This is a genomic window from uncultured Roseovarius sp. (assembly GCF_913057115.1).
Taxonomy (GTDB): Bacteria; Pseudomonadota; Alphaproteobacteria; order Rhodobacterales; family Rhodobacteraceae; genus Roseovarius.
In genome coordinates this window covers 43,076-57,398 of sequence record NZ_CAJXNN010000009.1, presented here as the reverse complement: position 1 = coordinate 57,398, position 14,323 = coordinate 43,076, and the positions used below count along the sequence as shown (strand labels likewise).

Sequence of the window (14,323 nt, the reverse complement as noted above, 5' to 3'; positions counted from 1 at the left end):
GCGACGAATTCCGGACCTTTTTCCGGGCGGAAAACGGCACATCGAATTGCCTGACGCTCTGTCTTTCCACGGCTGCGAATCCGGGCTAGAACGGGGCCATGACATGGAACATTCCCAATATCCTGACTATCTTGAGGCTGTTGGCGGCACCGGGGGTGGCGGTGATGTTCTTGTACTTCAACCGGCCATGGGCCGATTGGTTTGCCCTGACGCTTTTCATCGGTGCGGCGATTACGGATTACTTTGACGGGTATCTTGCAAGGCTTTGGAAACAAACGACAAAGCTGGGCACGATGTTGGACCCGATTGCCGATAAGGCGATGGTGGTGATCGCGCTGATGGTCATCGTTGGCTATTCGAGCATGTCGCCTTGGCTGGTCCTGCCCGCCACGGTGATCTTGTTCCGCGAGGTTTTTGTATCGGGCCTGCGGGAGTATCTGGGCGATACCGCCGGGACGTTGAAGGTCACGCAGCTGGCAAAGTGGAAAACCACCGCGCAAATGGTTGCGATTGCTGTGCTTTTTGCCCAGGGCGTGTTCGAGCACTACCTTGGTATGTCAGCGATGGGGATGGATCAGGCGCTGTTCGATGCCATATTGAGTGGTGAGGAAGAAGACCTGCATGGCCTTCGTTGGAAGATGATGGGCATGGTTTGGACGGGTCATGCGGGGCTGTGGCTGCTGTGGATCGCGGCCGCGCTGACATTGATCACGGGCGTGGATTACTTCAGGAAATCAACGCCTTACTTGAAGGACTAAGTTGATGGACGTGCTCTATTTCGCATGGGTTCGGGAGCGGATCGGACACCCCAAGGACAAGATCGAGACCAACGCCGGCACGGTGCGGGAACTGGTCGAGGAGCTGCGCAGCCGTGAAGAACGCTATGAGGCGGCTTTTGCCGATCTGGATGCCTTGCGGGTGGCTGTGGATCAGGAGCTTACGGACTTTGATGCGTCGCTTGACGGGGCACGGGAAGTGGCATTTTTTCCTCCAATGACAGGGGGTTAGATGGATATTCGGGTTCAGGAAGACAGCTTTGATCTGGGGGCGGAGGCCAATGCCTTTGCCGCGCGGCAAAAGGGCATGGGTGCGGTTGTGACCTTTACCGGGATCGTGCGCGATTTGGGGGAGGGGGATTTGCAGGCGATGCAGATCGAACATTACCCCGGCATGACCGAAAAGGCGATTTCCAAGATCGCCGAAGAGGCGCTAAGCCGTTGGAATATTGGTGATATTCTGGTCATTCATCGGCATGGGGTCTTAAAGGCCGAGGATTTGATCATGATGGTGGCAACATCTTCGCGCCATCGGGTGGATGCCTTTCAGGCGGCGGAATTCCTGATGGATTACCTCAAATCCCGCGCGCCGTTTTGGAAGAAGGAAGTCACGCCAGAAGGGGCCGATTGGGTCGAGGCCAAGGACGAAGACGAAGACGCGCTGAGCCGCTGGTGAAACGTACGAGTCGTACGTTTTGTACGTGAGTTTCGTACGAAAATCGGGGGGTGGCTTTGTAGGGTCGTACGAGTCGTACGAAATGTTGCCAAAATGAGGGGCTGCGCCCCGCAGGTTTGACTGGTGTGAGGGGCGCTGCCCCTCTTGGCCTGCGGCCAATTCACCCCGGGATATTTGTGAACAGAAGAAGGTAGGGTCTAGCGGTAGCTTGAGGGTGGCTGTCCGAAGTGTTGCGCGTAGACGCGGGAGAAATGCGCGGAGGAGGCGAAGCCGGTGGCGAGTGCGATTTGCGTGAGGGGCAGGGAGGAGTTGCGCAGCAGGCTGCGGGCGGTGTCGAGGCGCAGGCTGCGGTAGAAGCCCATGGTGGAGCGGCCCAGCTTGTCCTGAAACAGGCGGTTGAGGTGGCGGGGGGAGACCCCGGCCATCTGCGCGAGGTCCTTGAGGGTGACCGGATCGGCGATATGGGTTTCCATGGTGGCCACCGCATCGAGGATCGCCGGATCGGTGGTGCCGAGGCGTTCGACGAGGCCGGCGCGTTGAGGGCCGATGGAGGGGCGGACCTCGGTATGCATGAACCAGTCGCTGACGCGTCGGGCGAAGGGCGCGCCGTGGTGGCGGGTGATGAGAGCGTGCATCAGGTCCATCGGCGCGGTGCCGCCTGCGCATGTCACGCGGTCGCGGTCGATCACGTAGAGGGTGCGTTCGATGGCGAGGTGGGGGGAGATTTCGGCCAGTGCTGTGGCGTGTTCCCAATGGACGGTCATGCGGCGACCGTCCATCAGCCCGGCGCGGGCAAGGATCACCGGGCCGCCTGACACACCGCCCAGCCGTGTGCCGCGCCGTGCCATGCGTGCGAGCCAGTTGGCGATGCGGGGCGCATCGAAGCGGCTGGGGTCGCCGCCGGCGATCACGAAGAGGTAATCGAGGTCGAGGTCATCGCCGACTTGCGCCTGCGGGGTGACGCTGGCCGCGCCGGAGCTATGGATTATTGGTGTGCCGTCGGTGGTGATATTGATCATTTCGTAAAGCGTGCCATCGGCGAGCAGGTTGGCGGCGCGCATCGGCTCGGTCAGTGACGCGTAGGACATGAGCGCGAAGCCATCGAGGGGCAGGAGGCCGATGCGGCGGGATGTTTCGGGGGTTTTGGCCATAACGGACAAGTATATGGCTGTTTTGGAAAAGTCTATGGGGGCGAGTCAGGGCATGGTCGCGCGAGCAGACACGAGGTTTCCGACCATGCGCTACAGTGCTTTACGAATTCTCCGCGAGGGCCTGACCGGCAACAAGGGATGGAAGTCCGTGTGGCGGGAGCCGGAGCCGAAGGCCGAATATGACATCGTCATCGTGGGTGGCGGGGGGCATGGCCTTGCCACGGCCTATTACCTTGCCAAGGAATTCGGGCACAAGAATATCGCGGTGCTGGAAAAGGGTTGGCTGGGCTCGGGCAACATCGGGCGGAACACGACGATCATCCGCTCGAACTACATGCTGCCGGGGAATGAGCCGTTTTACGAGATGTCGCTGAAGCTGTGGGAAGGGTTGGAGCAGGACTTCAACTATAACGCCATGGTCAGCCAGCGGTCGATCCTGAACCTCTATCACAGCGATGCGCAGCGGGATGCTTTTGTACGGCGGGCCAATGCCATGATGCTGGCCGGGGCGGATGCCGAGATTGCCGATGCCGATCAGTTGCGGGCCGAACTACCGTTTCTGGATTTCGACAATGCGCGGTTTCCGATCAAGGGTGGTTTGTTTCAGCGGCGCGGTGGCACGGTGCGGCATGACGCGGTGGCCTGGGGCTATGCCCGGGGGGCGGATGCGCGGGGTGTGGACATTATCCAGAACTGCGAGGTTACAGGGTTCGACATCGAGAACGGGCGCTGCACCGGCGTGCAAACCTCGCGTGGGGCGATCCGGGCCAAGAAGGTGGCGGTTTGTGTGGCCGGGTCTTCGGGCCGGGTGATGGAGAAGGCCGGGATGCGCCTGCCGATCGAGAGCCATGTCTTGCAGGCCTTTGTGACCGAGGGGCTGAAGCCGGTGATCCCCGGGGTCATCACCTTTGGCGCGGGGCATTTTTATGTCAGCCAGTCGGACAAGGGTGGGTTGGTCTTTGGCGGCGATATCGACGGGTACAATTCCTATGCGCAGCGCGGCAACCTGCCGGTGGTCGAGGACGTGGCCGAGGGTGGCATGGCGATCATGCCGATGATCGGGCGTGCAAGGTTGCTGCGGTCCTGGGGCGGGATCATGGATATGTCGATGGATGGTTCGCCCTTCATCGACAAGACCCACATCGAGGGCCTCTATTTCAATGGCGGTTGGTGCTACGGCGGGTTCAAGGCGACCCCGGCCAGCGGCTTTTGTTATGCGCATTTGTTGGCCAAGGGAGAGCCGCACCCGGTGGCCACGCAGATGCGGTTGGATCGGTTCATGACCGGCAACCTGATTGACGAAAAAGGCGTGGGCAATCAGCCCAACCTGCATTGAGGGAGGCCAGAGCATGATTATCAACCATCCCCTTCTTGGCCCGCGCGATGCTGCGGAGTTTGTGTATCTGGGCGATGCGAGCCTGATCGACCGGCCCGATTGGGAGGCTGAGGATGCGGCAGCGCAGTTCCACGCCTATGGCTATTTGCGGGACAATCCGGCGGGGGCGCATCAAGAGCTTTGGTATCACGAGCAGGGCGACCGTTCGTGGCTTGTGGTGACACGGGACACCACGACGCATGAGATTACACAGGTGGAACTGGCCCGGGATGTGGCCCGGGCGCGGGGGCGCGACAGATGAGCCAGACACATCGGATTGGTGACGGTCAGGTGGACCGGAGCCGCGAGATCAGCTTTCGGTTTAACGACAGGTGGATGAAGGGGCATCCCGGCGATACGCTGGCCTCGGCGCTTTTGGCGAATGGTAAAAAGCTGGTGGGGCGATCGTTCAAGTATCACCGCCCGCGTGGGGTGTTTACCTGCGGGAGTGAAGAGCCCAATGCGCTGGTGCAGTTGCGAACCGGGGCGCATCAGGAACCCAATACGCGGGCGACGACCGTAGAGTTGTTCGAAGGCCTGAGCGCCACGAGCCAGAACCATCGCGGATCCTTGGAGTGGGATCTGATGGCGGTGACCGACCTGATGTCGCCGTTCCTGAGTGCTGGGTTCTATTACAAGACTTTCATGTGGCCGCGGGCCTTTTGGGAAAAACTCTATGAGCCGGTGATCCGGTCCTCGGCGGGCTTGGGCCGGTTGTCGATGCAGGAAGACCCCGACCATTACGACAAGGGGTTCTTGCATTGTGATCTGTTGGTCATCGGCGCGGGGCCATCGGGGTTGATGGCTGCGCTGGTGGCGGCGCGCAGCGGGGCGCGGGTTATTCTGGCTGATGAGGATTTCGCGCCCGGTGGGCGGCTCAATGCCGAGACGCTGGAATTGGGTGGTATGGCGGGGGCCGATTGGGCAGCACGGGTGGTGGCGGAATTGGCGGATATGCCGAATGTCCGCGTGATGCCGCGCACCACGGTATATGGCGCTTATGACCACGGGGTTTATGGCGCGTTGGAGCGTTGTACCGATCATTTGGCCGAAAGTGGCGGTAAGCCCCGGCAAATCCTGTGGCGGATTTATTCCAAGCGGGCGGTTCTGGCGGCGGGGGCGACCGAGCGGCCAATTGCCTTTGGCAACAACGACCGGCCCGGTGTGATGATGGCGGGGGCTGTGCGCGCCTATGTGAACCGCTTTGGCGTGACGCCGGGGCATCATGTGGCGGTGTTCACCAACAACGACGATGGCTGGCGCACGGCCAAGGATTTGGCCGGTAAAGGCGTTGAGGTGGTCGCGGTGATTGACAGCCGTGACAAGCCGGCGGTTTGCGAGGTGCCCGGCGCGCGGCACGTTCGCGGGGCTGCGGTGATGGATACCGTGGGCCGCAAGGGCGTGAAGGCGATCACCCTGACCGATGGGCAGGTGATCCCGGTGGATTGCTTGGCGGTGTCGGGCGGGTGGAACCCGAATGTGCATTTGACCTGTCACCAGCGGGGCCGCCCGGAGTGGCGCGACGATTTGCAGGCCTTTGTGCCCGGTGGCGCGCTGCCGCCCGGTATGGCCGTGGCGGGGGCTGCGAACGGGCAAATGACGCTGGCCGCCGCATTGGCCGAGGGCCAGGCGCAGGCCAAGGCGCAGCTTGAGGCGCTGGGCCATACGGTAGCGAATGTCGACGTGCCTGAGGCCGAGGATGAACCGCGTGAGGCGGCGGCCTTCTGGCATGTGAAGGAAAGCAAGAAGCGCGCCTGGGTCGATCAGCAGAATGATGTGACCGTCAAGGATGTGAAGCTGGCCAATCGTGAGGGCTTCCGCTCGGTCGAGTTGTTGAAGCGTTACACGACGCTGGGCATGGCGACGGATCAGGGCAAGACCTCGAACATCGCGGGTTTGGCGATTCTGGCCGAGGAAGCGGGCAAGACCATTCCCGAGGTCGGCACGACGATTTTCCGCCCGCCTTATACGCCGGTGCCCATGGGTGCGCTGGCCGGTCGGGCGCGGGGCAAGGATTTCCGCCCCTATCGTTTGACGCCAAGCCACAACTGGGCCGAGGAAAACGGCGCGACTTTCGTGGAGGTGGGCAATTGGCTGCGGGCGCAGTGGTTTGCTCGGGACGGCGAGAAGGGCTGGCGCGACTCGGTTGATCGTGAGGTCGAGATGACCCGCAATTCGGTGGGTATTTGCGATGTGACCACGCTGGGCAAGATCGACATTCAAGGCAAGGATGCGGCCGAGTTCCTGAACAAGGTCTATTGCAACGGCTTTGCCACGCTTGCCGTGGGCAAGGTGCGCTATGGTCTGATGCTGCGCGAGGATGGGATTGCCTATGACGATGGCACCACCGCGCGGATGGGGGAAAACCATTTCGTGATGACCACGACCACAGCCAATGCGGTTGTCGTTTTCCGTCGGTTGGAGTTTGCACGGCAATGCCTGTGGCCCAATCTGGACGTGCACCTGATTTCCACCACCGATGGCTGGGCGCAGTTTGCCGTGGCTGGCCCCAATTCCCGCAAGTTGTTGCAGAAGGTCGTGGACAAGGAGCACGACCTGTCGAATGAGGCCTTCCCCTTCATGGCCTGTGGCGAGGTGACGGTTTGCGGCGGGATGCCCGCGAGGTTGTTCCGGATCTCGTTCTCGGGGGAATTGGCTTATGAGATCGCCGTGCCGGCGCGCTATGGCAACTCCATGATGGATGTGTTGATGGAGGCAGGGCGCGAGTTCGATGCGGTGCCGTATGGGACCGAGGCGCTGGGCGTCATGCGCATCGAGAAGGGCCATGCGGCGGGTAATGAGCTGAACGGGCAAACCACGGCGCATAACCTTGGCATGGGCCGGATGGTGAGCCAGAAAAAGGAATGCATCGGTAATGTGCTGAGCCAGCGGCCCGAGATGCTGCGCGAGGATGCGGTGAAGCTGATGGGGCTGAAGCCGGTGAACCCGGCGGAGCCGCTGATTGCGGGCATGCATTTCATCAACCGCAATGCCTCGGCCAATATGGACAACGATCAGGGCTGGATGACATCGGTGGCCTATTCGCCCAGCCTTGGGCATTCCATCGGCCTTGGTTTCATCAAAAGTGGCGATACCCGCAAGGGCGAGATTCTGCGCGCCGTCAGCCCCGTGCATGGCCGCGAAGTGCTTGTCGAGGTGGTCTCGGCCCATTTCATCGACCCGGAAGGAGAGCGTCTGCGTGCCTGAGTTCAGCTTGATATCGGCCCCGCCGCTGGCGGGTTATGACGAAACACTTGGGGGCATCCGGTTGCGAGCGCCTGAGGGGGTGGCGATCGTTTCCATCGCCTTGCCGCTGGGCGGCGAGGCGGCGGCGGAGAAGGCGGTCAAGGCCGCTTATGGCGTGGCCTTGCCCGAGGTGGGGCAATCGGTTGTGGCCGGTGACGCGCGGCTGGTGCGATTGGGTCTGGATCAGGGGTTTGTGATCTTTACCCATACGGAACCGACTGCCGAGGCCCTCGTGGCCGAAAAGCTGAAGGGCAAGGCCTATACCACCGATCAGACCGATGTTTGGGTCGCGCTTGAGATCTCTGGCGCGCGCTGTCGTGACGCCTTGGAGCGGATTTGCCCGCTGGACCTGCACCCTGATGCCTTTGGTGTGGATCAGGCGGCGCGCACGGTGATGGAGCACTTGGGCGTTTTGATCATCCGCACCGGCGAGGAGGCCTATCTGTTGCTCTCGGCTTCGTCCTCGGCGGGGACGTTCCAGCATGCGCTGCACCAATCCATGAAGAATGTAAGTTAACGTAACGCGGGCGTGCCGCCTGTCAGCTAGGGGAGTTTCATCATGTATCTGGAAAACCTTGAGACAGATCGGCCCGCCCTGCCCGGTATGGCGCAGGCCAAGCGCAGCCTTGCGGGTGAGTTTGTATTCGTAAGTCAGGATGCAAGCGTCGGGTTCGCGGCGGAGGCCTGTATTGATGTGCTGCGTGCGGCGAACCGTTTGACCGGGCGCGAGACCTATGGCTGGCGGCACCTGAGCGGTGACGAGGGCCTTGAGGCGGTCGATGGCCCGCTGTGTGATGCGGGCCAGATCTTGGTACTGATCGGGGGACTGGAGCGCGCTTGGCGGCCTGATGCGGCGCGGGTGGCGGCCCTGCGCCGGGCCATTCGTGATGCCGCGCGGGTCTGCGTGGTGGGCGCTGCGGTTTTCGTGCCTTTGACGGCTGGTGTTCTGGGAACCAAGCGATTGGCCGTTCACCCGAATTTTCGCCCCGGTGTAGAGGAGTTGGGCAAAGGGCTGGAGGTGGATGAGGGCGCGACCTGTCATCACAAGGCCCTGTCGAGCGCGATCAGTCCGGCGGCGGCGATGCGCATGATCGTTGAACTGGTCGGCGCGCGGGATGGAGAGTTCACGCGCTCGGCCCTGTCGCGGTACCTTGGCCTGACCGAGCCGGAAGGCGATACCGTTGCAGGCGAGCATTGGCGCTACAAGCGAATGGCGCAGGGAGACGAGGTGATTTGCGAGGCCTTGCAGATCATGCAGGAGCATCTGGAGGATACCCTGACCGTGGGGCAGATTGCCGATCTGCTGGATGTCTCCCCCCGCAAGCTGGAGCGTGGGTTTCGTGACATGCTGAAGCAATCGCCGCTGCGGGTGTATCGCGATATGCGGTTGGAGCGGGCGCATCGCCTGTTGCAGCAGACCCCGATGCCCTTGGGGGAGGTTTCGGTCGCCTGCGGCTTTTCCAATGTAACACTGATGAAGAAGTGGTTTCACCGCAAGTATGGCGAGAGGCCCGAGGCGGTCCGCCGTCATGCCTTTGGCGGCACTTGTGCCGCCTGAGGCATTCGGTTTCTAGGGCGGGGTGACGGGGCGGTTTTTCCGTTCGAGTTGGCGTTCGAGCTGCCGTTCGCGGAAAAAGACGTAAAGCCCCGAGGCGACGATCAATGCGATGCCTGCAAAGCTGAGCGCATTGGGCAGGTCGCTGAAAATCCAGTAGCCAAGCGCGGTGGCGGCGACGATTTCAAGATATTGCAGCGGGGCCAGAAGCGAGGCGGGCGCGAGCGAGAGCGCGAAGCTGATGCAGACATGGCTGAGCGTGGCGATGATGCCGAGGCCGCAGAGGAACCAGATATCGCGCCCGCTGGGCCAGCTTGGGTCAAGCGGACCGATGCCGGAGCCATCGGCCATGGCGAGGATCGGCAGGGCGAGGACCAATGCGGCGGTGCCGGTGTAGACCTGAAGGGTGATCGGGTGCATCCGGGTCGCCATGCGCCGCGTGAGGATCATGTAGAAGGCAAAGCAAAGCGCTGTGACCAGCGGCAGGAGGGCGACGGGGCCGACCCTTTGAAAGCTGGGTTGGATGATGAGCAGCGCACCGGCAAAGCCGACGGCACAGGCGATATAGCGGCGCGGGCCGAGCGGTTCACCAAGCAGGAGGCCGCCGAGGAGAGTCAGGATGAACGGCTCCACGAAGAAAATCGCGATGGCATCGGCGATGGGCATGAAGCGCAGGGCGGTGAAGAAGCAGGCCGTGGCGACGAGGAGAAGCACACCGCGAATGAGGTGCAGGGCAATTTCGCCTGAGCGTGGGCGGTGCAGCCAGCCGAAAAAGGCCGCCAAGGGCAGCAAAAGCGCTACCTGAAAGACAAACCGTGTGGCGGCGATCTGGCCGATGGCGATGTCATGGCTGGTCAGCTTGGCAAAGCTGTCTTGCAGCGGGGCCAAGATGCAGAACCCCACCATGAGCAGGATGCCGAGCGAGGTGGTGGCAGTGTTTTGGGACATATGCGTGGGCCTTGCGTTTTGTCTTGGCCCACGTTCACCAAAAGCGGCGGTTTGTCAAAGGGGCAGTCGGGCCAAGGCCTTTCGAAAGGCCTTGGGGACGCGATTTCGAAATCGCGTGGGAAGCGCCTTGCAAGGCGCTTGGGGCAAGGCGTTTCGAAACGCCTTGCGGGTCAGGCCCCGTCAAGCCCGGTCAGCAGTTGGGCACGTTGACGGCGAGACCACCCAGTGAGGTTTCCTTGTATTTCTCGCTCATATCCGCGCCCGTCTGGCGCATGGTTTCGATGCAGGCGTCGAGGGGGACAAGGTGCGTGCCGTCGCCGCGCAGGGCCAGCGAAGCGGCGGAGACCGCCTTGATCGCGCCCAGCCCGTTGCGTTCGATACAGGGCACCTGCACAAGCCCTTTGACCGGGTCGCAGGTCATGCCCAAGTGATGCTCAAGCGCAATCTCGGCGGCGTTTTCGATCTGCTCCGGCGTGCCGCCCAGAACGGCGGCCAAGCCCGCCGCGCCCATGGCCGAGGCGCTGCCGACTTCGGCCTGACAGCCCGCTTCGGCCCCTGAAATCGAAGCGTTGTATTTAACCAGCCCGCCGATGGCGGCGGCGGTCAGCAGGAAATCTTCGATCTGCGCCTCAGACGCGCCGGGGACATGTTCCAGCCAGTATTTGATGACAGCCGGCACCACGCCCGCCGCGCCGTTGGTGGGGGCGGTCACCACCTGACCGCCAGCGGCGTTTTCTTCGTTCACCGCCATGGCGTAGAGGCTGATCCAGTCGTTGATCTTGTGCGGGGCTTGCAGGTTGGTGCCGCGTTCGGCCAGCAGGGCATCGCGGATGCCCTTGGCGCGGCGGCGCACCATCAGGCCACCGGGCAATTCGCCATCGGTGTGCATGCCGCGTTCGATGCAGTCATCCATCACCTGCCAGATGCGCGCAACGCCTGACGCCAAGTTTTCCGGCCCGCCGCGGGAATGTTCGTTGGCCTTTTTCATCTGGGCAATAGTTTTGCCGGATGTCTCGGCCATTTCCAGCATTTCGGCGGCGGATTTGAAGGGGTAGGGCACCGGGTCGCCCTCATCGGTATTGCGGCCTTGGGCCAGTTCCCCTTCGGTCATCACGAAGCCGCCGCCGATGGAGTAATAGGTTTCTTGCAAGATCACGTCGCCCTGGGCGTCGGTGGCCATCAGGATCATGCCATTGGCATGGCCCGGCAGGTTGGGGCCGAAATCGAAGGTCAGGTCATCCTTGGGGTGGAACTGCAATTCCGGCAGGCCGGGGGGGCGGACGGTGTGGGTGTCGCGGATTTGCGCCAGCACCTCCTCGGCTTTGTCGTGGTCATAGGTGTCGGGCAGGAAGCCCGCGAGGCCAAGGATGGTGGCGCGGTCGGTGGCGTGGCCGACGCCGGTGAAGGCGAGGCTGCCATGCAGCGAGCCGCGCAAACCATGCGCCTCGAACGGGGCGGCGCGCATCTTGTCGAGAAAGCGCGCGGCGGCGACCATGGGGCCCATGGTGTGCGACGACGAGGGGCCGATGCCCACTTTGAACATCTCGAAGACAGACAGAAACATCAGGTCGCGCTCCCTTCCGGTGGGGTGGCTAGTTGCGGGCGGCTGAACGGGGTTGGCCCCAGTCCTTCGGCCTTTATGGCGGCAAGCGCCGCTTTGGATTGGTCCAGTCGCGTCGCCATGGCGTGCATCTGCGGCCAATTGGCGAGTGTGAACCACCCATCGCCGCCCTGTGGTGCAGGATAGAGTTTCGCCCAGCGTAGCAGGCAGGCAAGATAGAGGTCCAGCGCCGAGGGGGTTTCGGCGCAAAGCCATGGATGGCCCTTGGCGGCTTCGGCTTCGAGCATGTCGAGGTGGCGGCTGATCTCGCCCTGCAAATGCGCCCGTAGGCGGGTTTGCGCGGCGCTGTCATGTCCGATGTATTGATCGGGGTAGAAGGTGATGCGCAGGGCCGCGTGCAGGGTGTTGGAGAGGAAAAACAGGTAGGACAAAAAGCGCGCGCGCTGGGGGCTGTCGGGTGCGGGGGCGAGGTGCCCATGCCGGTCGGCCAGCCACAGTAAGATTGCGGCGGTTTCGAACATTGGCCCATCGGGGGTTTCCAGCGTTGGGATCAACCCGCCCGGATTGAGTGCGCGATAGGCTGCGGATTTCTGGGCTTTCTTGGCCCGATCCACCAGCACGGTTTCATAGGGCTGTTCCAGTGCCTCAAGCGCCAGCCGGATCACCAGCGAGGCGTTGTCGGGGGCGTAATGCAGGCGATAGCGCGGTTCCATGCCGCTGACCCTACCGCCAGTTTTTTGCAATTCCAGCCGGAAAGCGACCGCTGCACAGACGGAAACGGGCAATTGGACGGTTTTGCCCCCTCGCACCCAGCCAGCAACTTGCTTATAAGCACATCAAACATCTGGGGAGTCGTTGCCATGTCCGGAGATTTGTCGCCTATCGACAAGGCCAAGTTCGTCGCCGCCAAACGGTCGGTCGATTATGTCGAAGACGGGATGCGCGTGGGTCTTGGGACCGGCAGCACCGCCGCGTGGATGGTGCGCTGTTTGGGTGAACTGGTTCGCGACGAGGGGTTGAAGATCAAGGGCGTGCCCACCTCGACCCGCACCGCCGAATTGGCCCGTGAGGTTGGCATCGAGGTGGTCAGTCTGGACGAGGCCAAGTGGCTGGATGTCACGATTGACGGCGCGGATGAGTTTGACGGTAACCTGAACCTTATCAAGGGCGGCGGTGGCGCGCTGTTGCAGGAAAAGATCGTGGCCACGGCGAGCGACCAGATGGTGGTGATCGCCGATATCGGCAAAGAGGTGGAAACGCTTGGCAACTTCCCCCTGCCGGTCGAGGTGATCCCCTTTGGCTGGCAAACCACCAAGTCGCTGATCGAGGAAATGCTGGTTTCGATGGACGTGCTGGGCCGGGATGCGACCCTGCGGATGAATGGCGAGCGGCCCTTCGTGACCGATGAGGGCAATTACATCCTTGATCTGCATCTGGGCCGGATCGGCAATGCAAACCAGATGGCGATGGTGTTGAACCAGATGCCGGGTGTGGTTGAAAACGGGCTGTTCATTGATATTTGCGACGTGGTGATCCTTGGCTATGGCGACGGGCGTGTTGAAACCCGCGACATTAATGAGGGCACCGTGCAGGAAGATCGCTTGGATTTCGTGGAAAGCGACAACCTGTTTACCGATCTGGGCGATTGAGACCGAATAAAGGGGCAGGCATGGCGTTCGACTACGACCTTTTCGTGATTGGTGGCGGCTCGGGCGGGGTGCGGGCCGCGCGTGTGGCCGCGCAGGGCGGGGCCAAGGTGGCTTTGGCCGAGGAAGACAAATACGGCGGCACCTGTGTGCAGCGCGGCTGTGTTCCCAAGAAGCTCATGGTTTTTGCCAGCGAATTTCCCGGCGCTATCGAAGACGCGCAGGACTACGGCTGGACCGTGCATGCCGGTGGTTTTGATTGGGCCGGGTTCCGGGGCAAGCTGGAAGCGGAGCTGGACCGCTTGGAAGGCGTTTACCGCAGACTTCTGGGCAATGCCGGTGTTGAAAGTTACGATGCCCGCGCGGTGGTGGCCGATGCGCATACTGTTGAGCTGTCCACGGGTGAAAAATTCACCGCAAAGCATATTCTTGTGGCCACGGGCGGTTGGCCGGTGAAGCCGGATATGCCGGGCTGTGAACATGCCATCACCAGCAACGAGATTTTCCATCTGGACAGCTTGCCCAACTCGATCCTGATCGTCGGCGGCGGCTATATCGCATGTGAGTTCGCGGGTATTCTCAATGGTTTGGGCGTTGAGGTGACGCAGTATTACCGTGGTGCGCAAATCCTGCGTGGCTTTGATGAGGAGGCCCGCGGGTTGATCTCGGAAGAGATGATCCAGAACGGCGTTGACCTGCACCTTGGCACCAACATCATCGAGATGGAGGAGGTCGAGGGCGGTTTTCGCGTGAAATCAACCAATGGCGATGAGCGGGTGTTCGAGCAGGTGATGTTCGCCACGGGCCGCGCGCCCAACACCGCGGGCCTCGGGCTTGAGGAAGCCGGTGTGAAACTGGGCCGTAAGGGCGAGGTTATGGTGGACGAGTACAGCCAGACCAGCGTGCCGTCGATCTATGCGATTGGCGATGTGACCGACCGGGTGAACCTGACGCCCGTGGCGATCCGCGAGGGGATGGCCTTTGTGGAAACCGTGTTCAACGGCAACCCGACGCCGGTGGATCATGCCCTGATCCCGACGGCGATTTTCACGCAGCCCGAGATGGGGACCGTGGGCCTGAGCGAGGAAGCGGCGCGCGAGCAGGAAGAGATCGAGGTGTATGCCACCTCGTTCCGGCCGATGCAGACGGCCTTTGTCGGGCGGCCTGATCGGGTGTTGATGAAGCTGATCGTAGCCAAGGCCAACCGCAAGGTTCTGGGTTGTCATATCGTCGCGCCCGGTGCGGGCGAGATGATCCAGCTTGCCGGCATCGCGGTGAAGATGGGGGCCACGAAAGAGGACTTTGACCGCACCGTGGCGGTGCACCCCACCATGTCGGAAGAAATTGTCACCATGCGGGAGCCTGCGCGCACCGCTTGATTTTTCGCCT

At 62.1% G+C, this 14,323-nt stretch carries 14 protein-coding genes; 10 read left to right on the top strand and 4 right to left on the bottom strand.

The window, feature by feature from the left end:
- Positions 1-98: 98 nt before the first annotated feature.
- The 3 genes from pgsA to QZ498_RS05870 are packed head-to-tail and all read left to right on the top strand — an operon-like array spanning position 99 to position 1,452.
- Entirely contained in the window at positions 99-758 is a 660-nt protein-coding gene (pgsA, locus tag QZ498_RS05880) for a CDP-diacylglycerol--glycerol-3-phosphate 3-phosphatidyltransferase (protein WP_294620804.1), read from the top strand.
- A gap of 4 nt (positions 759-762) precedes the next feature.
- Positions 763-1,008 (top strand): molybdopterin converting factor subunit 1, encoded by a 246-nt coding sequence (moaD, locus tag QZ498_RS05875; protein WP_294620803.1) that lies wholly within the window; start codon positions 763-765, stop codon positions 1,006-1,008.
- The gene (locus QZ498_RS05870) at positions 1,009-1,452 is read left to right on the top strand and encodes a molybdenum cofactor biosynthesis protein MoaE (RefSeq protein ID WP_294620802.1); all 444 of its coding nucleotides are present in this window, start codon (positions 1,009-1,011) and stop codon (positions 1,450-1,452) included.
- A gap of 197 nt (positions 1,453-1,649) precedes the next feature.
- On the opposite strand, the gene QZ498_RS05865 is transcribed toward QZ498_RS05870, so the two are convergent.
- The gene (locus QZ498_RS05865) at positions 1,650-2,603 is read right to left on the bottom strand and encodes a GlxA family transcriptional regulator (RefSeq protein ID WP_294620801.1); all 954 of its coding nucleotides are present in this window, start codon (positions 2,601-2,603) and stop codon (positions 1,650-1,652) included.
- Positions 2,604-2,688: 85 nt separating this feature from the next.
- On the opposite strand from QZ498_RS05865, the gene QZ498_RS05860 reads away from it, so the two are divergent.
- From QZ498_RS05860 to QZ498_RS05840, 5 genes are read left to right on the top strand one after another with little or no spacing between them, the layout of a single operon-like run.
- Positions 2,689-3,939: a sarcosine oxidase subunit beta family protein gene (locus tag QZ498_RS05860; RefSeq protein ID WP_294620800.1), complete on the top strand. Its 1,251-nt coding sequence runs from the start codon at positions 2,689-2,691 to the stop codon at positions 3,937-3,939.
- 13 nt (positions 3,940-3,952) lie between these two features.
- Positions 3,953-4,240 (top strand): sarcosine oxidase subunit delta, encoded by a 288-nt coding sequence (locus QZ498_RS05855; RefSeq protein WP_294620799.1) that lies wholly within the window; start codon positions 3,953-3,955, stop codon positions 4,238-4,240.
- Complete coding sequence (locus QZ498_RS05850; RefSeq protein ID WP_294620798.1) at positions 4,237-7,185, top strand: sarcosine oxidase subunit alpha family protein; 2,949 nt, start codon at positions 4,237-4,239, stop codon at positions 7,183-7,185. Before QZ498_RS05855 ends, QZ498_RS05850 begins: the two co-directional genes overlap by 4 nt.
- A complete protein-coding gene (locus QZ498_RS05845) occupies positions 7,178-7,741 on the top strand; it encodes a sarcosine oxidase subunit gamma (RefSeq protein ID WP_294620797.1) in 564 nt (187 codons plus the stop codon). The genes QZ498_RS05850 and QZ498_RS05845 overlap by 8 nt, the downstream gene beginning before the upstream one ends.
- Positions 7,742-7,783: 42 nt before the next feature.
- Positions 7,784-8,782: a helix-turn-helix domain-containing protein gene (locus QZ498_RS05840; protein ID WP_294620796.1), complete on the top strand. Its 999-nt coding sequence runs from the start codon at positions 7,784-7,786 to the stop codon at positions 8,780-8,782.
- A gap of 12 nt (positions 8,783-8,794) precedes the next feature.
- Here QZ498_RS05840 and QZ498_RS05835 read toward each other — a convergent pair whose 3' ends face one another.
- The 3 genes from QZ498_RS05835 to QZ498_RS05825 form a co-directional block, all read right to left on the bottom strand.
- Positions 8,795-9,727 carry a DMT family transporter gene (locus QZ498_RS05835; RefSeq protein WP_294620795.1) on the bottom strand — a complete coding sequence of 311 codons (933 nt, stop codon included), beginning with the start codon at positions 9,725-9,727 and terminating at the stop codon, positions 8,795-8,797.
- Positions 9,728-9,917: 190 nt separating this feature from the next.
- Complete coding sequence (locus QZ498_RS05830) at positions 9,918-11,291, bottom strand: L-serine ammonia-lyase (protein ID WP_294620794.1); 1,374 nt, start codon at positions 11,289-11,291, stop codon at positions 9,918-9,920.
- Positions 11,291-12,001, bottom strand: coding sequence for a glutathione S-transferase family protein (locus QZ498_RS05825; protein ID WP_294620793.1), 711 nt, complete (start codon positions 11,999-12,001; stop codon positions 11,291-11,293). Before QZ498_RS05825 ends, QZ498_RS05830 begins: the two co-directional genes overlap by 1 nt.
- Positions 12,002-12,148: 147 nt before the next feature.
- On the opposite strand from QZ498_RS05825, the gene rpiA reads away from it, so the two are divergent.
- Together rpiA and gor are read left to right on the top strand one after the other, a co-directional pair.
- Entirely contained in the window at positions 12,149-12,937 is a 789-nt protein-coding gene (rpiA, locus tag QZ498_RS05820; RefSeq protein WP_294620792.1) for a ribose-5-phosphate isomerase RpiA, read from the top strand.
- Between the two features lie 20 nt (positions 12,938-12,957).
- On the top strand, positions 12,958-14,313 hold the full coding sequence (gene gor, locus QZ498_RS05815; RefSeq protein WP_294620791.1) for a glutathione-disulfide reductase: 1,356 nt from the start codon (positions 12,958-12,960) through the stop codon (positions 14,311-14,313).
- Positions 14,314-14,323 lie beyond the last annotated feature (10 nt).